Below are 20,126 nucleotides of genomic sequence, written 5' to 3' on the forward strand. Positions count from 1 at the left end.
AGCGTCCCCCCTGTTTTCGCCTTAATCTCCGGTTTCGTACGGAATGTCCGTACCCATCTATTCGGCTTCTTATGTTGACACTGTCATGATTGCAGTGTCACTATCACCGTATGGAATGGACCATCGGCGAACTGGCCGAGCAGGCGTCGGCGGCGCTGGCCCCCACCGCCCGGCAGGGCGGGCGGGGCAGGGACGTGCCCAACGAGCGCGTGATCCGGTGGTACTCCACGATCGGCCTCCTCGACCCGCCCTCGGCCCGCCGGGGCCGCGTCGCCGTGTACGGCAGGCGCCACCTGCTCCAGCTCGTCGCCGTCAAGCGGCGCCAGGCCGAAGGGCGGACCATCGCCGAGATCCAGGCCGAGCTGGCCGGTGCCACCGACCGGGCCCTGGAGTCGATCGCGGGCCTTCCCGAGCCAGGACCGGAGCACAGGCCGGAACGGGGAGCGGGGCAACGGCCGCCGCGGGGAGCGGGGGCGGCCGAGGCCCCCTCCCCCGCGCCGGCACGCCCGCGCTTCTGGACGGGCGCGCCGGCGTCGGCGGCCCCCCGCCCGGCCCTCGATCAGGTCGTACGACCGGCTCCCCCCGCGCCCGCCGCCACCTCCGGTGCGCTCCCAGCCGCCCCGCCCGTACCACCCGCACCGCCCGCCCCCGCGGCCGTGACCGTGCACGGCGTACGGCTGGCGGACGGCGTGACGCTGCTGCTCGACGGCGGGCACGGCGACGGGCGCGCCCCGTCGCCCGACGAACTCGCCGAGATCGCCGCCGCCTCGCGGAAGCTCCTGTCGCTCCTTCGCGAACGCGGCCTCACACCTCCGGAAGGACTGCAACCATGACCGTTTCCATCACCGCTCTGCGACCGGAGGAGTGCCCGCCCGTGCCGGACGCCGGGCTGGGGGCGCTGAGCACCGAGCGCGGCAACCTGCCGCTGGAGAGCGTGGACGTCACCGCCGCCGTGTCCGGCCTGACGGCCGGGGTCGAGGTCGTCCAGGGCTTCCGCAACCCGCACGACGTGGCCCTGGAGGCGACCTACGTCTTCCCGCTGCCCGACCGGGCCGCCGTGACCGCGTTCCGGATGGAGGCCGACGGCCGGGTCGTCGAGGGGGTGCTGAAGGAGCGCGGCCAGGCCAGGGCCGACTACGACCAGGCGATCTCCCAGGGCAGGCGGGCCGCGATCGCCGAGGAGGACCGGCCGGACGTCTTCACCATGAGGGTCGGCAACATCGTGCCGGGCGAGCGGGTCACCGTGCGCCTGACGCTGGACCAGCCGCTCCCGTACGAGGACGGCGCGGCGACCTTCCGGTTCCCGCTGGTCGTGGCCCCGCGCTACATCCCCGGCACCCCGTTGGACGGCGAGCCGGCCGGTGACGGGTGGGCGCCCGACACCGACGCGGTCCCCGACGCCTCGCGGATCACGCCGCCGGTGCTGCTGCCGGGCTTCCCCGGCCCGGTGCGGCTCTCGCTGGCGGTCTCCGTCGACCCGGCGGGCCTGGAGCTGCGCGAGCTGCGCCCCAGCCTGCACGTGGTCCGGGAGGAGGGGGGCACGGTCCGCCTCCAGCCGGGCGAGCGGCTGGACCGCGACTTCATCCTGAGGCTGGCCTTCGACGCCTCCACCTCGCTGGCGCTGGCCCCCGACCCCGACCCCGGCACCGACCTCGACGCCGTCCCCGGCACCACCACCGCCACCGGCACCGCTTCGAGCACCGGCCCGAAGGAGGGCCGGCGGGAGGGCACGTTCACGCTGACCGTCGTCCCCGGCGCCGCGCCCACCGGAGCCGGGGCGGGGGGCGCCGAGGGCCCCGGGAGCAGGGACGTGGTGCTGGTCCTCGACCGGTCGGGCAGCATGACCGGCTGGAAGATGGTGGCCGCCCGGCGCGCCGCCGCCCGCATCGTCGACACGCTCACCTCGCGCGACCGGTTCGCTGTGCTGTCCTTCGACACCGAGGTGGAACACCCCGAGGGGCTCGGCAAGGGCCTGTCGGCGGCCTCCGACCGCAACCGCTACCGGGCCGTGGAGCACCTGGCCAGGCTGGAGACGCGCGGCGGCACCGAGATGCTGACCCCGCTGGAGCGGGCCGTGACACTGCTCGGCGACTCGGCCGGGGACCGGGTGCTGGTGCTCGTCACCGACGGGCAGGTCGGCAACGAGGACCAGATCCTGGAGCGGATCGGCGGCCGGCTCGCCGGGGTGCGGGTGCACACGGTCGGCATCGACCAGGCGGTCAACGCCGGTTTCCTGGGCAGGCTGGCCGGGCTGGGGGGCGGCCGGTGCGAGCTGGTCGAGTCCGAGGACCGGCTGGACGAGGCGATGGAGCACATCCACCGGCGGATCGGCGCCCCCCTGGTCACCGACCTGTCCCTCGAGGCCGACGGGCTCGACCTGGTCGTCGAGAGCGTCAGCCACGTCGGCTCGATCTACCCGGGCGTCCCGCTGACCGTGTTCGGCCGCTATCGCGGCGCGGCGGCCGGGGCTCTCACCGTGAAGGGCCTGGACGCGGCGGGCCTGCCGTGGGAGCGCCGGGTCGGCGCGACGACGGTGGAGAACCCGGCGATGCGGTCGATCTGGGCGCGGGCACGGCTGCGCGCCCTGGAGGACCGGTACGCGGCCGGTGACCGGTCGCTGGAGGCCGAGATCGTCGAGACCTCGCTCCGGTACGGGGTGCTCTGCCGGTTCACCGCGTTCGTCGCGGTCGACAGCCAGGTGGTCGCCGAGGGCGGTCCCGGGCACCGGGTGATCCAGCCGGTGGAGCTGCCTCGCGGCTGGGCGAACCCGGTCGCGGCGGCGCCGATGATGCCGATGTCGATGGCCTCCGCGTCCTACACGGGCGCGGCCCCGGCCCCGGCCTCGCCGCCCCCGATGGGCCCGCCCGGGATGGCCGCCCCCGGCGCGCCGCCGGCGTTCGGGGCGAGCGTGCCCGTCGCCGGGCTGTCGCAGGAGGCGGCGGCGGGCGGTTTCGACGATCGCGCCCGGATGCTGCCCCGCCCCGCCCCGAGGACGGCCGCCCCGCGCCGGGGCGCGGCCCAGGAGCCGCCGCGCGAGCAGCTCGCCCAGGAGCTGAAGCTGCTGCGCGCCGCGGAGTCCCTGCCCGACGCCGAACGGCTGCGTGTCCTGGAGGACCTGGGCAGCCGGCTCGCGGCCCTGGCCGTCTACCTGGGCGGCCACCCGGAGCTGACCGCCCTGGCCGAGGACCTGCGGGCGGGCGGGGACCTGGAGGCTCTCTGGCGCCGGGCGGTGGAGGGTCTGGAGGCACTGGCCGGTCCCGCCAGGCGCCGGCCGTTCTGGAAGCGCTGACCCTCGACCCCGGCCTGACCGGGACCCGGGGCCCGTCCCCGGCGGGTGGAGGCCCACGTCCCGTCCCCGGCCGGGCGGAGACCCGGGTTCCCGTTCCGGCCGGGGCGGGGCCCGGGTCCCCGTCCCCGGCCGGGCAGGTGGTCACGGGGCGCGACGGGGGCGGAGGACGAGGTCGCGGCGGGGGGAAGAGGTCTTTCGGTCCCGGCCGCTCCACATAAAGTGGCGGGATGGTGATTCTGGACGGCGGCCTGGCCACGCACCTGGAGGAGCTGGGCGCGGATCTGCGAGACGACCTCTGGTCGGCGAGACTCCTGCTGGAGAACCCCGCCGTGATCCGGCAGGCGCATCTCGACTACTTCGCGGCGGGTGCCGAGGTGGCGATAACGGCGAGCTACCAGGCCAGCATCCCGGCCTTCATGCGCCGGGGGCTGAGCGCCACCGAGGCAGAGGACCTGATCATGCTCTCCGTGCATCTGGCCGCACAGGCCAGGGACGCCCACGGCTCCGGCACGGTGGCGGCCAGCGTCGGCCCGTACGGCGCCTACCTGGCCAACGGCGCCGAGTACACCGGCGACTACGACCTCGACGAGGACGGCCTGACCGACTGGCACCGTGACCGCTGGCAGATCCTGGCCGACAGCGAGGCCGATCTGCTGGCCTGCGAGACCATCCCGTCCTACGCCGAGGCCAGGGCGCTGCGGCGGCTGCTCGCCGAGACGCCGGAGATGCGGGCGTGGGTGAGCTTCTCCTGCCGCGACGGGGAGCACATCAACGACGGCACCCCCCTCAGGACCGCGGCCCGGCTCTTCGCGGGCAACCCGCAGGTGATCGCGGTGGGGGTCAACTGCACGGCGCCGCGCCACGTGCCCGACCTGATCTCGCAGGTCAAGGGCAAGCCCACCATGGCCTACCCCAACTCGGGCGAGGTCTGGGACTCGGAGAACCGGCGCTGGCTGGGCCTGGCCGACCCGGTCGAGTTCGGCGAGGCCGCGGCCGGGTGGAACGCGGCGGGGGCGGCCTTCGTGGGCGGCTGCTGCCGTACCACTCCCGAGCACATCCGCCAGATCCGCGCCCACCTCACCTGACCGTCCGCCCCCGAGGCGCCGGCCGGGGTGGTGGAGCCCACCTCGGCGCCGGTCGAGATCGACGGATCGAGACCGGCCGGTCCAGATCGGCCGGTCCAGATCGGCCGATCCGGATCGGCCGGTCGGCCCCTCAGGCCCGCGGGCCGGACCTGCCCGCGCCCGGGACCGCGGCCTCCGGGCGCGGTTCGTAGCGCTCCAGCGGCTGGCTGCGCCGGATCAGGGCGCGCAGGTCGGCCAGGGTGCCGGAGACGGCCCCGTCGGCCCTGGCCTGGACGAGGACGTTGCCGATCGAGGTGGCCTCGACCGGGCCCGCCACCACGGGGAGGCCGCACGCGTCGGCGGTGAGCCGGCAGAGCAGGGCGTTGCGCGATCCCCCGCCGACGATGTGCACGGTGTCCACCTCGCGTCCGGTGAGCCGCAGGGCCTCGTCGATCGCGGCGCGGTGGGCCAGGGCCAGGGAGTCGACCACGCAGCGGACCGTCCGGGCCCGGGTGTCCGGGACGGGCTGTCCGGCGCGGCGGCAGAAGTCGGCGATGCGCGCCGGCATGTCGCCCGGCGCGTGGAAGACCGGGTCGTCGGCGTCCACCACCGACCGGAACGGCTCCTCGCGCGCCGCCTGCTCCAGCAGCTCCCCCAGATCCGCCGCGGACCAGACGCGGACGCACTCCTGCAGCGGCCATAGGCCGGTGACGTTGCGCAGGTAGCGTACGGTGCCGTCGATACCCGCCTCGTTGGTGAAGTTGGCCCGCCGCCCCTCCTCGCTGATCATCGGCTGGTCCAGCTCGACGCCGACGAGCGACCAGGTGCCGCAGGAGATGTAGGCGAACCGCTCGTCCGCGGCGGGGACCCCGGCCACCGCCGAGGCGGTGTCGTGGGAACCGACCGCGATGACCCGGGTGTCCGGCGACAGCCCCGTCTCGGCCGCCACCTCGGGCAGCAGCGGGCCGATCACCTCGCCGGGACGCCGGATCGGCGGCAGGATCGAGGCCGCGGCGCCGAGACCGGCGGCCAGCGCCGGGTCCCACCCGCGGGTCCTGGCGTCGAGCAACTGGGTGGTGGAGGCGTTGGTCAGTTCCGCGCCGATCCGGCCGGTCAGCCAGTACGCGATCAGGTCGGGGATGAGCAGCAGCGTCGCGGCCGTGGCCAGGCCGGGCTCGGCGGCGAGCTGGTGGATCGTGTTGAACGGCTGGCGGGCGATGCCGGTGCGGGCGTACAGCTCCTCGAAGGGGACGTCGCTGTTCGCGCGCTCGGTGCGCGCGTCGCGGTAGTGGACGGGGTTGCCGAGCAGCGCGCCGCGCTCGTCCAGGAGCCCGTAGTCGACGGCCCAGGAGTCGATCCCGATGCCGTCCACGGGTCCGGCCGCCCGCAGGCCCTCCAGCACGCCCCGGTAGACGTGCAGGATGTCCCAGTACAGCGTGCCGCCGGCCCGGACGGGCACGTTCGCGAAACGGTGCGCCTCGCGCAGGTCGAGGGTGTCCGGCCCGATCTCGGCCACCACCACCCGTCCGCTCGACGCGCCCAGGTCGACCGCGGCGTACCGCCGGGTCCCCGGTGCCGACTGCATGCAAGCTCCTCTCGGAATGCGTCTGGAAGGGCGGACCCGGTCAGCGCAGGAAGGCGGCGGCCACGCCCGCGTCGACCGGGACGTGCAGGCCGGTGGTCTGGGTGAGCTGGGTGAGCTGGAAGACCGCGCCGGCCACGTGCTCGGGCAGCACCTCGCGCTTGAGGAGGGTGCGCTGCGCGTAGAACTCGCCCAGCTTCTCCTCCTCCACCCCGTAGACCGCGGCCCGGTTGGCGCCCCAGCCGGAGGCGAAGATGCCCGAGCCGCGCACCACCCCGTCGGGGTTGATCCCGTTGACCCGGATGCCGTACCCGCCCAGCTCGGCCGCGAGCAGCCGCACCTGGTGGGCCTGGTCGGCCTTGGCCGCGCCGTAGGCGACGTTGTTGGGCCCGGCGAACACCGCGTTCTTCGAGGAGATGTACACGATCTCCCCGCCCATCCCCTGGGCGATCATCACGCGGGCGCTCTCCCGGGAGACCAGGAACGAGCCCCTGGCCATCACGTCGTGCTGCAGGTCCCAGTCGGCCACCGTGGTCTCCAGCAGCGAGCGCGACAGTGACAGCCCGGCGTTGTTGACCACCAGGTCCACCCCGCCGAACGCCAGCACGGCCTCCCGGAGCGCGGCGCCCACCTGCTCCTCGTCGGTGACGTCCACCCGCACCGCGACCGCGACGTCCTCGGGCCGGTACGCCCCCGCGCCCAGCTCCCCGGCCACCGCGCGGGCGGCGTCCAGGTCGCGGTCGGCCACCACCACGCAGGCCCCCTCGGCGGCCAGCCTGCGCGCGGTCGCCGCGCCGATGCCGGAACCTCCGCCGGTCACCAGCGCCACCCGGGTCGCCAGCGGCCTGGCCGGGGGCATCCGGCGCAGCTTGGCCTCCTCCAGCTCCCAGTACTCGATCCGGAACTTCTCGCCCTCCTCGATCGGCGCGTACGAGGAGAGCGCCTCGGCGCCGCGCATCACGTTGATCGCGTTGACGTAGAACTCCCCGGCCACCCGCGCGGTCTGCTTGTCCCTGCCGAAGGAGAACATGCCGACCCCGGGCACGAGCACGATCGCCGGGTCGGCCCCGCGCATCGCGGGCGAGTCCTCGCTCGCGTGCCGCCGGTAGTAGGCCGCGTACTGCTCGCGGTAGGCGGCGTGCAGCTCCCGCAGCCGGGCGACCACGTCCTCCAGGGGCGCGGTGGGGGGCAGGTCCACCACCAGCGGGGCCACCTTGGTGCGCAGGAAGTGGTCGGGGCAGGAGGTGCCCAGCGCCGCCAGGGCGGGATGGCGCTCGCGCGACAGGAAGTCCAGCACCTCGTCGCCGGCGGTGTGGTGGCCGACCTGCGGGGCGTCCGTCGAGACCAGGCCGCGGATCACCGGGAAGAGCGCCGCCGCCCGCTCGGCCCGCGCCGCCGCCTCCAGCGGCTCGTGGCCTTCGAGCACCGGCCCGAACGGCTCGGCGCGTCCGTGCTCGGCGATGTACGCCTCCGCGGTACGGATGATCTCCAGCGAGTTGGCCTCGCACGCGGCCGAGGTGTCGCCCCAGGCGGTGATGCCGTGCCCGCCCAGGACGCAGCCGATCGCGGCGGGGTTGTCCGCCTTGATCCGCGCGATGTCCAGGCCGAGCTGGAAGCCGGGACGCCGCCAGGGCACCCACACGACCCGCTCGCCGAAGATCCGCGTGGTCAGGTCCTCGCCGTCGGCGGCGGTGGCGATCGCGATGCCGGCGTCCGGGTGCAGGTGGTCCACGTGCGCTGCGTCGACCAGGCCGTGCATCGCGGTGTCGATCGACGGGGCCGCGCCTCCGGGGCCGAAGGCGCAGAAGCCGAAGGCCGCGACCATCTCGTCCTCGCGTTCGACCCCCGGGTACACCCCGGTCAGCGCCCGCAGCCGGTCCAGCCGGAGCACCGCGAGGCCTCGCTCGGTCAGCGTGCCCAGGTCCCCCCCGGAGCCCTTCACCCACATGACCTCGGCGGGCTCCCCGGTCACCGGGTCGGTCACCGCCCCCTTGGCCGAGGTGTTCCCGCCCGCGAAGTTCGTGTTCCGCGGGTCGGCCCCCAGCGCGTGCGACCGCTGCAGGAGCTCCTCAACCGGCGACGTCATGGCATCTCCCCACTCTGTGCCCACCGCCCGTCCGGCGGCGGGCCGGAACACGGGTACACCGCCGCGAGCAGGGGCTAAAAACGTTTTAATAACGATGACGAAGCTACGCGGCACGCCCGGCACTGTCAACGCCACCGGACGGGATTTCCGAATTGATACGTTTTTACCATCCGTCCCCGCGCTGACACGTGCGGGGGCGGCGCCCTACGGTGGTTACCGGCCGCCGGTCCTCACCCGCCGGCCGGTGACCGTCGACCGGCCGCCGGCGATCGCCGGCCGGCCACCATCGGGCGACGGCCGGCCTCGCCTCCGGCCGCCGCGCGCCGATCCGATCCGGGGAGATGCCTTGTTCGTCGACATGCCGCTGGACCAGCTCAGGGAGTACCGGCCCGAGCGCCGCGAACCGGACGGGTTCGACGCCTTCTGGGCCAGGACGCTGGCCGAGACCCGCGAGCACGAGCTGGACGCCGTCTTCACCGAGATCGGGACGGACCTGTCCCTGGTGCGCTGCTTCGACGTCCGCTTCGCCGGGTTCGGCGGTCACGAGATCAAGGGCTGGCTGCTGGTGCCCGCCACGGCCGCCGAGCCGCTGCCCTGCGTGGTGCAGTACATCGGCTACAACGGCGGCCGCGGCCTGCCGCACGACTGGCTCACCTGGCCCGTGGCCGGATGGGCGGTCCTGGTCATGGACTCCCGGGGGCAGGGCGGCGGCTGGCGGAGCGGCGACACCGCCGACCCGGTGGGCGGGACCGGGCCGCAGGTCAGCGGCAAGCTCACCCAGGGCGTGTCCTCCCCCGACGACTACTACTACCGGCGCCTGTACACCGACGGGGTCCGGGCGGTCGAGGCCGCCCGCTCCCACCCGCTGGTGGACGCCTCCCGCGTCGTCGTCTCCGGCGGCAGCCAGGGCGGCGCCCTGGCGATGGCGGTGAGCGCGCTGGTCGACGACCTGCTGTTCGCCTTCATCGACGTACCGTTCATGTCCCACATCCGGCGCGCCGCCGAGATCACCGACGAGGACCCGTACGGCGAGCTCGGCAGGTTCCTCAAGAGCCACCGGCACCGGGTCGAGGAGGTCTTCGCCACCCTCGACCACTTCGACGGGGTGAACTTCGCGGCCCGCAACACCACCCCGGCGCTCTTCTCGGTCGGCCTGCGCGACGGCGTCACCCCGGCCTCCACGGTCTACGCCGCCTACAACCACTACGCGGGCCCCAAGGACATCCGGGTGTGGGCCTTCAACGGTCACGAGGGAGGCGAGTCCCAGCAGGTCGCCGAACACCTCCGGACCGCCGGGAAGCTCTTGGCGGGCTGAGCCGCGGGCCGCTCCGGTCCCGCCCGCACCCGTCCGCCCCGCCCGTGCCCGTCCGCACCCGTCCGCCTCGCCCGCGTCCACCCGCCCGTGCCCGTCCGTGTGCGCCCGCCCGCCCCGCCCGTGCCCGTCGGCCCGTGCCCGTCGCGGCGGGCGGGCGCCGGAATGCGCGCGCAGGCTCCTCTTTGTCATAAAAACGTTTTACGAAAAAGGCGCAGGCGGGCCCGCGATACCATCTTCAGTGGCGTCGACAAGGTTGTTACGTTTTAATGAGTGCTCATGAGTTCGGTGAGCATCAAGGAAGTCGCGGCGCGGGCCGGAGTGTCCCCGGGGACCGTCTCCAACGTGCTCAACCGTCCGGAGAAGGTGGCGGCCTCCACCCGGTCGCGGGTCGAGACGGCCATCCGCGAGCTCGGTTTCGTCCGGCACGGCTCGGCCTCCAGCCTGCGCGCCGGGCACAGCCGCACCGTCGGCCTCTCCGTCATCGACATCGGCAACCCGTTCTTCACCGACGTGGCCGCGGGGGTCGAGGAGGTCGCCAGCGAGCGCGGGTACGCGGTGATCCTGGGCAACTCCTCCGGCGACCGCCTCAAGGAGGAGCGCAACCTGCTGGTCTTCGCCGAGCAGCGGGTCCGTGGCGTGCTCATCACCCCCTCCGGGCCGGACCTGACCGGGCTCGGGCAGCTCAAGCAGCGCGGCATCAACGTGGTCCTGGTGGACCACCCCGCCGAGCGCGCCGACCAGTGCTCGGTGGCGGTCAACGACGTCGTCGGCGGATCGATGGCGGTCGCCCACCTGCTGGAGGCCGGCCCCGCACGGATCGCCTACGTCACCGGCCCCCTCGCCGTCCGCCAGTGCGCCGACCGCCTGATCGGCGCCGAGCAGGCGCTGGCCGCGGCGGGCCGCGACCCCGCGGAGGCGCTGGAGGAGATCGAGATGAGCGCGATGAACGCCAGGTCGGGACAGCAGGCGGCGGAGAAGCTGATCGCCGAGGGGCGGCTGCCCGACGCCGTGTTCTGCGCCAACGACCTGATGGCCCTCGGCATGCTGCGCGGGCTGCTCCAGGCGGGAGTGCGGGTCCCCGGGGACGTCCGCCTCATCGGCTACGACGACATCGACTTCGCCTCGGCGTCGGCGGTGTCGCTGAGCTCGATCCGGCAGCCGACCCACCGGCTCGGCCGGGTCGCCACCGACCTGCTGCTGGACGAGTGCGACAACCCCGACTCCCACGCCCACCAGCAGGTCACGTTCCAGCCGGAGCTGATCGTCCGCGAGTCGACACGCTGACCCCCCGGGCCCGCCCCGCCCCCTCCGGTCCGGCCCCTCAGCCGCGCCTGCGGGCCTCCCTGGCCTCCTTGGCCTCCTTCTTCGCGGCCTCCCTGGCCTCCTTCTTCGCGATCTCCCTGGCCTCCTTGGCCGCGCGGGCGGCCTCGGCCTTGGCGCTCGCGGCGTACTGGTCGACGTACTCCTGGCCGGAGAGCTCCATCAGCGCGTACATGATCTCGTCGGTGACGGCGCGCAGCACCAGGCGGTCCTCCTCCATCCCGTGGTAGCGGGAGAAGTCGAGCGGCCTGCCGAACTTCACCCCCGGGCGGAGGCCCAGCTTGGGCAGGACGCTCCCGGGCGGCATCGTCTCGAAGGTGTTGACCATCGCCCACGGGATGACCGGCACCCGTGACTCCAGGGCCAGCCGGGCCACGCCGGTCTTGCCCTTGTAGAGGCGGCCGTCGTGAGAGCGGGTGCCCTCGGGGTAGATACCGAGCACCTGGCCCTCGGCCAGGATGCGCTTGCCCGTGCGCAGCGCCGCCTCGCTGGCCTTGCCACCGGAGCGGTCGATCGGAACGGTGCCGACGCCGCTGAAGAAGGCCCTGCTCATCAGGCCCTTGAACCCGCTGCCGGTGAAGTAGTCGGACTTGCCGAGGGAGATCACCTTGCGCCGGAGGAAGAGCGCGCCGAAGAAGTGGTCGGCGAACGACAGGTGGTTACCGGCGAGGATCACCGGGCCCTCTCTCGGCACGTTGTCCACGCCCTCCGCCCATGGACGGAAGATCAGATGGAGCAGGGGCCCGACGATGGCCTTCACCACCCAGTACAACACTCGAGGCTCCCTTCGGTTGCAGGCGGGACCTGAGTTATCCTCCCACTTCCGATCGCGCCCACCTACCCCACCGAACCGCCCAAAACGCCCTCTCGCAAAACACGTCCCAGTCGTGCGACGATCGGGCGAACCTCACAAGGAGCCACGGATGCCAGTCATGCCCGGTGCGGAGGCGTACCACCATGCGGGAGGACGGATCGGCGTCCTGCTCTGCCACGGATTCACCGGTTCCCCGCAGTCGCTCCGCCCCTGGGGCGAGTACCTGGCGGCGGCCGGCATGACGGTGGCGCTGCCGCGGCTGCCCGGCCACGGCACGACCTGGCAGGAGATGAACCGCACCCGCTGGGAGGACTGGTACGCCGAGCTGGACAAGTCCCTGGCCGACCTGCGCGGCCGGTGCGACGAGGTCTTCGTCATGGGGCTGTCCCTGGGGGGCTGCATGGCGCTGCGTCTCGCCGAGGTGCACGGCGACGGGATCAAGGGGGTGGTGGTCGTCAACCCGTCGGTGGTCAACGACGTGCCGCTGCTGCGGCTGTCGCCCGTGCTCAAGTTCTTCGTGAACTCCGTGCCGGGTGTCGCCGGGGACATCAAGAAGGAGGGGGCGACCGAACTCGGGTACTCGCGCACCCCCGTCAAGGCCGCGGCCAGCCTGCTCGGGCTCTGGACGCTGACCCGGTCGGAACTGCACAAGGTCACGCAACCTGTCCTGATTTTTCATAGTCCCCAGGATCATGTTGTGAAACCGGAGAGTGTGCGTATTCTGCGGGAGAGGCTGACCGGAGGGAATCTGGATGTGGTGGAGCTCTCCGACAGCTATCACGTCGCGACGCTCGACAACGATGCGGATCGGATCTTTGCGGGGAGCCTGGAGTTCATCACGACGAACGCGTCTGTACCCTTGCAGAGAGACTGATCGTGAGCGGGGGATGGCGCGGTCTCCGGGAGAAAGTGATCGGCCGATGAACAACGGGCCAAGCTAAGTGACACCTCAAAGCGATGAGGACGAGGTCTGGCGTCAGATCGTCGCGTCCTTCAACGACACCGCCGAGCACGACTCGGCGGATCAGCCGTGGCCGGACAGCGAGAACCTGCCCGCCGAGCCTCCGCGGCGGGTGGTCAAACAGTCGGACGAGGAGGACCTCCTTCGCGAGGACGACCCGCCCGGTGACCTCCTGGACAGATCGGGTGAGCCCCCCGGCGCGGAGGACTCCGCCGACGAGGACCCCGGCCGTGAGGACGCCGCCGGCGAGGACGAGGAGGGCCACTACGTGCCCCCGCCCCCTCCCCCGCTGCCCAGGACCGACGCCACCACCAAGATCGCTTGGACGGCCCTGTTCGGCGGTCCCGCGTACCTGCTGCTCAGCGCCGCCCTCAACTGGAACCTGCAGGGCTGGATGCTCTTCGCCGCGGTCGCGGCGTTCATCGGTGGGTTCGTGGCCCTGGTGGTCCGCATGGGCGACGGACCGCCCAACGACGGCTGGGACGACGGCGCGGTCGTCTGAGGTGGTCCGGGGGCGGCCCGGCGGGTAGCGGCGGCCGCCGGGCCGCGGCCGCCGGCCGGTCACGACGCGCGGCGGATCGGCGCCGCCGGCCGGTCACGATCACCGGTGGTCGCGGTCGCCCGGCGGGTCACGACTTGGCGCGCTCCGGATTGGCGAACCGCTCGATCACGTCGGTGTACTTGCCGGAGGCGTCGACCACGTGGCCGACGGTCCACACGGTCCCGGTGCCGGGAAGGTAGGACGCGGCCTGGAGCCTGACCGTCCGGGGAACGGCGCTCTCGGGGCCGCGCAGCGTCTTGACCCGGTGCCCGTCGTAGCGGAGCAGGAAGGCCTCGCGCGGCCGTTCCAGGTCCACCCCGGACATCCAGAAGTGCCCCTTGCGGTCGCCGGTCACCCCGTACAGGCGGACGTCGCCATCGGGGAGGGGGACCCGGGACCACTTCTTGCCGTTCCACGACAGGACCAGCGGGACGGTCCCCCCGGTCCTGCGCTGGACGCCGCCGATCGCCAGCGCCCGTTTCGGCCCGTCCAGGTGGATGTCCCGCAGGTAGCCGCCGGGAATGTCGGGGGTCGCGAAGGGCTTCCAGCGCCCGCCGGACTGCCGCATCACGAGCGGCCTGCCGGCGGCGTCACCGACCGCCCACCCGTCGCTCTTGCCCGACAGCGCCACGCCGTAGAGGGTCCCGCGGTCGGGCAACCGGGTGAGTCTCCACTTCGAGGCGGTGCCGGTCACGATCAGCGGCAGCCGGTCGCGGCGGCCGACGGCCACCATCCGGCCGGGGACGGCCGCCACGCCGCCCAGCCAGTCGCCCGCGTGCAGCCGGTCGAGGGTGACCCTGTCGAAGGTCGCGCCGTCGCCCCTGGCCAGGTACGGCAGGCCGTCGTGCCCCTCGCCCACGGCCCACAGCTCGGTGGCCGAGGCCGCGGCGACCGAGCGGAGCAGCCCGGCGCCGGTCGGGTCGTTGCGGATGCCGACCTCGTTCCAGGACGAGCCGTCCCAGTGGGTGATCGCCCCCCGGCTCTGCGAGATGTCCCAGACGCTCTGCTGGCCCACGGCCCACACACTGGTGGCCGAGAGGCCCACCACGTCCGAGAGTGATCCGTCACTGCTCAGGCCCGCGCTGACCGGAGCCTGCCAGGCTCCTGCCTCGGGCGGGCTGACGGGATCGGCGTGTACCGGGAACGTGTGCGAGGACAGCAGGAGCAGGCCTCCCGCGCAGACAACCAGCGCACGCCGCGGAAGGCGACGGGTCATGCTTCAAATGGTACGGGGCGCGCCGCCCCTCCGCGTGCCGGTCCCGGCAGTTGACCGGCGACCGGCGGTCAGCCGGCCGGTCCGGTCCCGCCCTTTCCCGCCCGCTCTCCTACCGTCCGCCGGGAGGATTCCCCTGCGCGCCCGGCCCGTTCCCGCCGGAGGAGCCCTGTTCCCGCGCGGTGCCGGGGGGCGGGCGGTCCAGGTCGGCGATCACCGGCAGGTGGTCGGTGGCGGCGGCCAGGTCCGCGGGGTCGGCATCGACCCCGCCGCAGGAGAGCACGGTCAGGCCCTCCCTCGCGAAGATCGCGTCGATCCGCTTGTGCGGGTTCCTGGCCGGGAAGGTGAAGCCGTCGCCCTTGGGTGAGACCGGGTAGCAGTCGGTCAGCCGCTCGGCGAGGTGATCCCAGCTCGGCCGGCCGGACTGCTCGTTGATGTCCCCGGCCAGCACCGGCAGCGCGTCGAACCGGTCGGCCACCTCCTGCACGACGGCGAACGCCTCGGCCGCGTGCCGCATGCGGGCCTTCTCGTCGAGGTCCAGGTGGATGGAGCCGACCGCGACCCGCTGTCCCTCCGCCTCCACCACGGCGATGGCGACGGCGCGCCGCTCCAGCGGGAAGAAGGACTCCAGCAGGCGGCCCTCCCCGTGCAGCAGGCGCACCTTCGGGCCGGTCAGCACGGCGACCCCACCCCTGCGGCGCCCGGCGGCCACGGTCAGCCCGCCGAAGGCGGCCAGCCGCCTGCGCTTGCGGCGCCAGAACAGGAACCGGGGCGCCTCCTGCACGCAGAGCACGTCGGCGCCGAGCGCGGACACCACCCGCTCCAGCGCCGCCTGGTCGTCCTTCATGGAACGCACGTTGTAGCTGGCGATCCTCAGCACCACGGTCACCTCACCTCAGGACCCGCCGCGACCTCACGGCCTCACGACGGGTACCCCTGCGAGGCGCACCCATACCCGCGTATGACGCGGACGTGGAAATTCACCCTCCGTCCGGCGGAGTGCTCCCGTCGGCGCCCGCGGACCAGGGCGGCGTCCGCGGACCGGTCAGCGCCTGCGGGCCAGGTCCGCGGCGCCCACCAGGCCCGCCGCGGCGCCGAGCTCGGCGGGGCGGATGTCGGCCAGGGGGCGGTGTCCCCGGCCGCTCAGACGGGTGGCGAACGACTCCCGCGCCTCGTCGATCCACAGGTCCGCGGCACGTGAGACGCCGCCGCCGAGGATGAAGCACCCAGGGTCGAGGACGGCCGCGAGATCGGCCATGCCCTGGCCGAGCCACTGACCGATCGAGGCGAACGCGGCCAGCGCGGCCGGGTCGCCCTGCCTGGCCGCGTCGGTGATCTCCTGGCCCTCGATCTCCTCGGGGGTTCCGGCGATCTTCAGGAGCGTGGTGGCCCGGCCGGGGTCGGTCTCGGCGATCCTCCTGGCCTCGTTGACCAGGGCGCTGCCGCTGGCGTACTGCTCCCAGCAGCCGAGGTTGCCGCACCCGCACCGGCGCCCCTCGGGGACCACCTGCATGTGGCCCAGCTCGGCGCCCATGCCCCAGCGGCCCCGGTAGAGCGAGCCCTCGAACACGAGGCCGCCGCCGATGCCGGTGCCGACGGTCACGCACACCAGGTGCGTCTCGCCGCGGCCGGCGCCGAACCTCGCCTCGCCCCACGCCATCGCGTTGGCGTCGTTCTCCACGACCACCGGAAGGCCGACCATGTCGGAGACCTTCTTCTGCAGGGGCTCCTCGCGCCAGGCGAGGTTGGGGGCGAACCGGACGATGGACCGGGTCTCGTCGACGAATCCGGCGGCCCCGAGGCCGACGGCCTCGATCTCCCGGCCCTCGGCGAGTTCCAGGATCGCCTCACCGATCGTGTGGGCGACCTGGTCCGGATTGTCTGCCGGGGTGGGTCGCAGCAGTTTCGCGACGATCTGGCCGTCCTCGTCGACGACTCCCGCCGCGACCTTCGTACCGCCGATGTCCACGCCGATGGTCAGCGCCATTGTCCGTTCATCCTCTCCCCCTGGGCTCACCCCAGGTCGATGTGCTCCACGGGGGTTTCCTCGCGTTCGCGCTCCCGTGCCCGATCTCCGGACGCGGGCTTGCCGATCCCGTCGACGGCCGACTTGAAGGCGGCGAACAGCTCGGTCCCGGCCTGCAGGAGGTGGTCGGTGACCGCTCCCCCTCCGGACTCGCGCTGCGCCGCCATGGCCCGGCAGACCGGGCAGGCTCGGCAGATGTACTCCTCGTGATCGGAGACCGCCTCCTCCCACACGTCGCGCTCCCTGCCCCGGCCGCCCCCGGAGAAGGCGCCGCCGAGCCCGGTCATGGTGCCCTTGATCAGATTCTTGCGCAGTTCCCTGGCGGCCTTCTGCTGCAGGTTCTCGAAGAGCTTGAACGCCTCTTCGGTGGCGGCGCCCAGCGGGTCCTTGCCGCCGTCGCCGGCGCGCTCCTCCGCGGCTCCCGCGGCACGGACGCGCTCGTCCCGGCTCCGCTCGTCCCGGGCACGCTCGTCCCGGGCACGCTCGTCCCGGGCGCGGGCGGCACGGACCTGCTCGTCGCTCCCGGCCCGCTCCTCCGGCTCCGGACGGTCGGTGCGACGGCCGGGCCAGGTCCACGGGATCTGCGCGGACCGCTCCTCACGCCGGGCCCGCTCGACACGCTCGAACCACTCGGCGCGCGCGTCACGTGCGGCGCTCCCGGCCTCTCCGGCGTCCTTGCCGGCCCGCTCGTCCCGCGCGGTCTCCGTGACCGGGGCGGGGTCCTCGGCCCGCGCGGCACTCGGGGCCCGCTTCGCGCTCTCGGCCTTTTCCGGCTTCTCGGCCTTTTCCGGCTTCCCGGCCTGCTTCGCGCTCGCGGTCTGCTTCGCGCTCGCGGTCTGCTCGGTGCCGTCGGTCTTCTTCGCGCTCTCGGTCTTCTTCGTGCCGGCGGACCGGCGGGTACCCTTCCCGGGCCGCCCGGCGCTCCCGGCCCGCGCGGTGTCATCTCCGCTCGCTTCGGAACCGGGCGTTCCGGGACTCGGCGTTCCGGGACTCGGAGTCCCGGAGACCGGCGTCACGGACGCGGAGGCTCCGGACTCGGAGGCTCCGGTCGTACCGGTCTCCTGTCCCGCGGACGCGGCGGTCTTCCCCGCCTTCCGGGGCGCGCGCGGCTTGCTCGGGGTACGCGGCTTACCGGACGTGCTCGGCTTACCGGGCGTACGTGACGTAGGGGTCTTCTCTTCGTCATTCGTGTTATCGGTCATCAGGCCCTCCCGACTCGAACCGTACCCGGAGAAAGCCATCTCGGAGCGCGGCGTCGCGTACCGGCCTGCGGGCCAGTGCGGCGGGAAGGGCCAGGACCCGGCGGTAGGACCCGGCGTTGACGATCAGCTCGTCGCCCTTGCGCGACAGATCCACGTCCTCCTTGTCCGCGAGCGGCAGGGCCAGGATCAGCTCGCCCTCGGCGGTGATCCGCAGTGGGGCGTCGACGGTGGGCGGGGCGAAGGGGTCGCTCTCGCCGTACATGGCCTCGGCCACGCGGGCGAGGGCGTCGAGGCCCACCGGCTCGGCCTCCAGGTAGGGGACGATCCGCACGGGCAGCGGCGCGAAGGACTCCTCCACCTCGGCCAGGTGGCGGGCCTGGGCGTCCACCCACCGCCGCCGCCACGGGTCGGCCCCCTCGGAGGGGAAGACCCGGTTGGCGATCACCGCGTCGACCCGGTAGCCGTACAGGCTGAGGGAGGTGAGGGTGCGGCGGGCCTCGGCCAGCACGACGGCCTCGGGGGTGAGCACCAGCCGGACGCTCGCGCCGGACCCGGTGAGCAGCTCGCGCACCTCCATCAGGCCCCGGTGGAGCCGCTCCCCGGCGCCGATCACGTGGTCCTCGGGCACGCTGACCTGGGCCAGGTGGCGGACCAGCGGGGAGAGCGTGCGCAGCAGCCGCCTGCCGACGGGCAGCAGCCGGTTCACGTGCCAGTCGAGGGCCTCGGGCAGGGCGAGCAACCGGAGCGTCTCGGCGGTCGGGGCGCAGTCGATGACGATGACGTCCCACAGCCCGGTGCGCGCCTGCTCGCGCAGCTCCAGCAGCGCGATGACCTCCTCGGCGCCGGGCAGGACCGTGATCTCCTCGGCGGTGACCTCGTCGAGGCCGAGCTCGGCGAACAGGCCCCTGGCGTAGTCGCGCAGCTCGCCCCACTGGCGCTCCAGCGCCCGCTGGGTGTCGACCTGGTGCAGGGAGAGACCCGGCGCGATCTCGGTGGGCTCGCCGCCGACCCGCACGCCGAGGGCGTCGGCCAGCGAGTGGGCGGTGTCGGTGGAGACCACCAGCGTCTTGAGGCCGGACCGGGCGGCCAGCGTGGCCGTGGCCGCGGCGGCAGTCGTCTTGCCGACCCCGCCCTTGCCGGTGAAGAGCAGGATCCGGCTCACGACGCCTCCCGGAACGGCACCGGACCGCGTCCGCGGGACGCGGCCGGCACAGGCGCGGGGCCCCGGCGCGTGGCGCGCGACGCCCGCACCGCCCGTGAGCCTCGCGGGCCCCGCGGGTCCTTCGGACCCTTCGGTGCGGGGTCGCGTCCGGCGGCCGGGCCCGTCATGACGTCTCGACGCGCTTCTTCAGCCCCTTCAGGGCGGTGTCGATGATGACCTTCTCGGCCTTCCGCTTGATCATGCCGATCATCGGGACCTTGAGGTCGACGGCGAGCTCGTAGGTCACCTCGGTGCCGCCGCCCACCTCGGCGAGACGGTAGCTCCCGGTGAGCCCGGAGACCATCTTCCCCGCCTCGGCGATGACCCAGTCGACGGACTCGTCGCCGTGCCAGGTGTAGCGGAGCGTGTACTCGTCGTTTATGACGCCCGCGTCGAGGACGAAGCGGACCGTCTCCGGCCGCCCGTCCGCCCCCTCGGACAGGACCCTGGCGGCCTTCACCTGGCCCGCCCACTCGGGGTAGGAGGGGAAGTCGGCGATGACCGCCATGACGGTCGACCGGTCCGCGCCGATCGTGATGCTGGAGGTGGTGCGATCAGCCATGGGCCGAGCGTACTGCCTCACGATCGTCCGTGTACGTCCTCGCCGTGCCGGGACGTCGTGCCGGGCGCGCCTACCACTCCAGGACGAACGGGACCCCCCGGCCGCGGAAGTGCCCGACGTTGAGGCACTCGGTCCTGCCGATGCGCGTGCGGGCGGCGAGCGGCTGGTGCACGTGGCCGAAGAGCGCGTAGCGCGGCTGGGTGCGCCTGATCGCCTCCAGGGTGGCCTCGCTGCCCCGTTCGAAGCGCCGGGCCACCACGTCGTAGAGCAGCTCGGGGACGGCCGGGGGGATGTGGCAGCAGAGCACGTCCACCTCGCCGACGGCCTCCACCTTGCGGGCGTACTCCTCGTCGTCGATCTCGTACGGGGTCCGGTAGCGCGTGCGCAGGCCGCCTCCGACGAAGCCGAAGCGCAGACCGCCGATCTCGGCGGTCTCGCCGTCGAGCACCCGGTGGCCCTCGCGGACGTACTCGGGCCACAGCAGCGGCAGGTCCACGTTGCCGTAGGTGAGGTAGGCGGGGGTCGGCATCGCGGCGAAGATCTCGCCGTACTGCCGCCGCACGGAGCGCTCGATGTGCTCGCGCGGGTCGCCCTCCAGCGACGCCCACAGCTCCGAGGACATCGCCCGCGCCTCGTCGAACCGCTTGGCCGTCCGCAGCCCGATGAACTCCGCCGCCCGCTCGGCCCCGAAGAGCTCGGCGAAGATGCCCTTGGAGTGATCCTCGTAGTCGACGAAGAGGATCAGGTCGCCCAGGCAGATCAGCGCGTCGGCGCCGTCCCCGGCACGGGCCAGCGCGTCGGCTCTCCCGTGCACGTCGCTGACGACATGAACCCGCATGTCGACCATCCTAACTACCCATAAATGCCGATATAAGTAACAAACCTCACATGTTGTGGGACGCGGTGCGGCCCTCGTCCGGGAGGCCCGGGGCTTGGTACGGTGAAATTCC

17 protein-coding genes are annotated in these 20,126 nt (G+C 73.4%); 7 read left to right on the top strand and 10 right to left on the bottom strand.

Features of this window, described 5'->3' with window-relative positions:
- The first annotated feature begins 110 nt into the window (after positions 1 to 110).
- The 3 genes from AB0G16_RS25075 (at position 111) to mmuM (ending at position 4,374) form a co-directional block, all read left to right on the top strand.
- The gene (locus tag AB0G16_RS25075; RefSeq protein ID WP_362809513.1) at positions 111 to 833 is read left to right on the top strand and encodes a MerR family transcriptional regulator; all 723 of its coding nucleotides are present in this window, start codon (positions 111 to 113) and stop codon (positions 831 to 833) included.
- Positions 830 to 3,289: a VIT domain-containing protein gene (locus tag AB0G16_RS25080; RefSeq protein ID WP_362809516.1), complete on the top strand. Its 2,460-nt coding sequence runs from the start codon at positions 830 to 832 to the stop codon at positions 3,287 to 3,289. Before AB0G16_RS25075 ends, AB0G16_RS25080 begins: the two co-directional genes overlap by 4 nt.
- Positions 3,290 to 3,516: 227 nt before the next feature.
- Positions 3,517 to 4,374 carry a homocysteine S-methyltransferase gene (gene mmuM / locus AB0G16_RS25085; protein WP_362809519.1) on the top strand — a complete coding sequence of 286 codons (858 nt, stop codon included), beginning with the start codon at positions 3,517 to 3,519 and terminating at the stop codon, positions 4,372 to 4,374.
- 130 nt (positions 4,375 to 4,504) lie between these two features.
- Here the strand turns inward: mmuM and AB0G16_RS25090 are convergent, their stop codons facing one another.
- A complete protein-coding gene (locus tag AB0G16_RS25090; protein ID WP_362809522.1) occupies positions 4,505 to 5,938 on the bottom strand; it encodes a rhamnulokinase family protein in 1,434 nt (477 codons plus the stop codon).
- 40 nt (positions 5,939 to 5,978) lie between these two features.
- Positions 5,979 to 8,045, bottom strand: a complete 2,067-nt coding sequence (locus AB0G16_RS25095; RefSeq protein WP_362809525.1) for a bifunctional aldolase/short-chain dehydrogenase — start codon at positions 8,043 to 8,045, stop codon at positions 5,979 to 5,981.
- 322 nt (positions 8,046 to 8,367) lie between these two features.
- On the opposite strand from AB0G16_RS25095, the gene AB0G16_RS25100 reads away from it, so the two are divergent.
- On the top strand, positions 8,368 to 9,336 hold the full coding sequence (locus AB0G16_RS25100) for an acetylxylan esterase (protein WP_362809528.1): 969 nt from the start codon (positions 8,368 to 8,370) through the stop codon (positions 9,334 to 9,336).
- 276 nt (positions 9,337 to 9,612) lie between these two features.
- Positions 9,613 to 10,620 (top strand): substrate-binding domain-containing protein, encoded by a 1,008-nt coding sequence (locus AB0G16_RS25105; RefSeq protein WP_362809531.1) that lies wholly within the window; start codon positions 9,613 to 9,615, stop codon positions 10,618 to 10,620.
- A gap of 37 nt (positions 10,621 to 10,657) precedes the next feature.
- Here the strand turns inward: AB0G16_RS25105 and AB0G16_RS25110 are convergent, their stop codons facing one another.
- A complete protein-coding gene (locus AB0G16_RS25110; protein ID WP_362809534.1) occupies positions 10,658 to 11,431 on the bottom strand; it encodes a lysophospholipid acyltransferase family protein in 774 nt (257 codons plus the stop codon).
- Between the two features lie 148 nt (positions 11,432 to 11,579).
- On the opposite strand from AB0G16_RS25110, the gene AB0G16_RS25115 reads away from it, so the two are divergent.
- Positions 11,580 to 12,344, top strand: coding sequence for an alpha/beta fold hydrolase (locus AB0G16_RS25115; protein WP_362809537.1), 765 nt, complete (start codon positions 11,580 to 11,582; stop codon positions 12,342 to 12,344).
- A gap of 67 nt (positions 12,345 to 12,411) precedes the next feature.
- Positions 12,412 to 12,933 carry a hypothetical protein gene (locus tag AB0G16_RS25120; protein ID WP_362809540.1) on the top strand — a complete coding sequence of 174 codons (522 nt, stop codon included), beginning with the start codon at positions 12,412 to 12,414 and terminating at the stop codon, positions 12,931 to 12,933.
- Positions 12,934 to 13,060: 127 nt separating this feature from the next.
- Here the strand turns inward: AB0G16_RS25120 and AB0G16_RS25125 are convergent, their stop codons facing one another.
- The 7 genes from AB0G16_RS25125 to AB0G16_RS25155 all read right to left on the bottom strand — a co-directional run bounded on the left by AB0G16_RS25125 (position 13,061) and on the right by AB0G16_RS25155 (position 20,014).
- On the bottom strand, positions 13,061 to 14,188 hold the full coding sequence (locus tag AB0G16_RS25125; protein WP_362809543.1) for a hypothetical protein: 1,128 nt from the start codon (positions 14,186 to 14,188) through the stop codon (positions 13,061 to 13,063).
- A 109-nt stretch (positions 14,189 to 14,297) separates the two neighbouring features.
- On the bottom strand, positions 14,298 to 15,074 hold the full coding sequence (locus AB0G16_RS25130) for an endonuclease/exonuclease/phosphatase family protein (RefSeq protein WP_362809547.1): 777 nt from the start codon (positions 15,072 to 15,074) through the stop codon (positions 14,298 to 14,300).
- A 156-nt stretch (positions 15,075 to 15,230) separates the two neighbouring features.
- The gene (locus tag AB0G16_RS25135; protein ID WP_362809550.1) at positions 15,231 to 16,172 is read right to left on the bottom strand and encodes an ROK family glucokinase; all 942 of its coding nucleotides are present in this window, start codon (positions 16,170 to 16,172) and stop codon (positions 15,231 to 15,233) included.
- 26 nt (positions 16,173 to 16,198) lie between these two features.
- A complete protein-coding gene (locus AB0G16_RS25140) occupies positions 16,199 to 17,227 on the bottom strand; it encodes a hypothetical protein (RefSeq protein WP_362809555.1) in 1,029 nt (342 codons plus the stop codon).
- Positions 17,228 to 17,402: 175 nt separating this feature from the next.
- Positions 17,403 to 18,575, bottom strand: a complete 1,173-nt coding sequence (locus AB0G16_RS25145) for an ArsA family ATPase (protein WP_362809558.1) — start codon at positions 18,573 to 18,575, stop codon at positions 17,403 to 17,405.
- A 163-nt stretch (positions 18,576 to 18,738) separates the two neighbouring features.
- Positions 18,739 to 19,176 (bottom strand): SRPBCC family protein, encoded by a 438-nt coding sequence (locus tag AB0G16_RS25150; RefSeq protein ID WP_362809560.1) that lies wholly within the window; start codon positions 19,174 to 19,176, stop codon positions 18,739 to 18,741.
- 70 nt (positions 19,177 to 19,246) lie between these two features.
- On the bottom strand, positions 19,247 to 20,014 hold the full coding sequence (locus AB0G16_RS25155; protein ID WP_362809563.1) for a metallophosphoesterase: 768 nt from the start codon (positions 20,012 to 20,014) through the stop codon (positions 19,247 to 19,249).
- Positions 20,015 to 20,126: the final 112 nt, after the last annotated feature.

The sequence above is a fragment of the Streptosporangium sp. NPDC023615 genome (assembly GCF_040640155.1).
Taxonomy (GTDB): domain Bacteria; phylum Actinomycetota; class Actinomycetes; order Streptosporangiales; family Streptosporangiaceae; genus Streptosporangium.

What these genes read in the sequence shown, in the direction of transcription:
- AB0G16_RS25090 (WP_362809522.1), bottom strand. Translation starts at nt 5,938, where the DNA reads ATGCAGTCGGCACCGGGGACCCGGCGGTACGCCGCGGTCGACCTGGGC.
- mmuM (WP_362809519.1), top strand. Translation starts at nt 3,517, where the DNA reads ATGGTGATTCTGGACGGCGGCCTGGCCACGCACCTGGAGGAGCTGGGC.
- AB0G16_RS25135 (WP_362809550.1), bottom strand. Translation starts at nt 16,172, where the DNA reads ATGGCGCTGACCATCGGCGTGGACATCGGCGGTACGAAGGTCGCGGCG.
- AB0G16_RS25105 (WP_362809531.1), top strand. Translation starts at nt 9,613, where the DNA reads ATGAGTTCGGTGAGCATCAAGGAAGTCGCGGCGCGGGCCGGAGTGTCC.
- AB0G16_RS25080 (WP_362809516.1), top strand. Translation starts at nt 830, where the DNA reads ATGACCGTTTCCATCACCGCTCTGCGACCGGAGGAGTGCCCGCCCGTG.
- AB0G16_RS25150 (WP_362809560.1), bottom strand. Translation starts at nt 19,176, where the DNA reads ATGGCTGATCGCACCACCTCCAGCATCACGATCGGCGCGGACCGGTCG.
- AB0G16_RS25125 (WP_362809543.1), bottom strand. Translation starts at nt 14,188, where the DNA reads ATGACCCGTCGCCTTCCGCGGCGTGCGCTGGTTGTCTGCGCGGGAGGC.
- AB0G16_RS25155 (WP_362809563.1), bottom strand. Translation starts at nt 20,014, where the DNA reads ATGCGGGTTCATGTCGTCAGCGACGTGCACGGGAGAGCCGACGCGCTG.
- AB0G16_RS25115 (WP_362809537.1), top strand. Translation starts at nt 11,580, where the DNA reads ATGCCAGTCATGCCCGGTGCGGAGGCGTACCACCATGCGGGAGGACGG.
- AB0G16_RS25075 (WP_362809513.1), top strand. Translation starts at nt 111, where the DNA reads ATGGAATGGACCATCGGCGAACTGGCCGAGCAGGCGTCGGCGGCGCTG.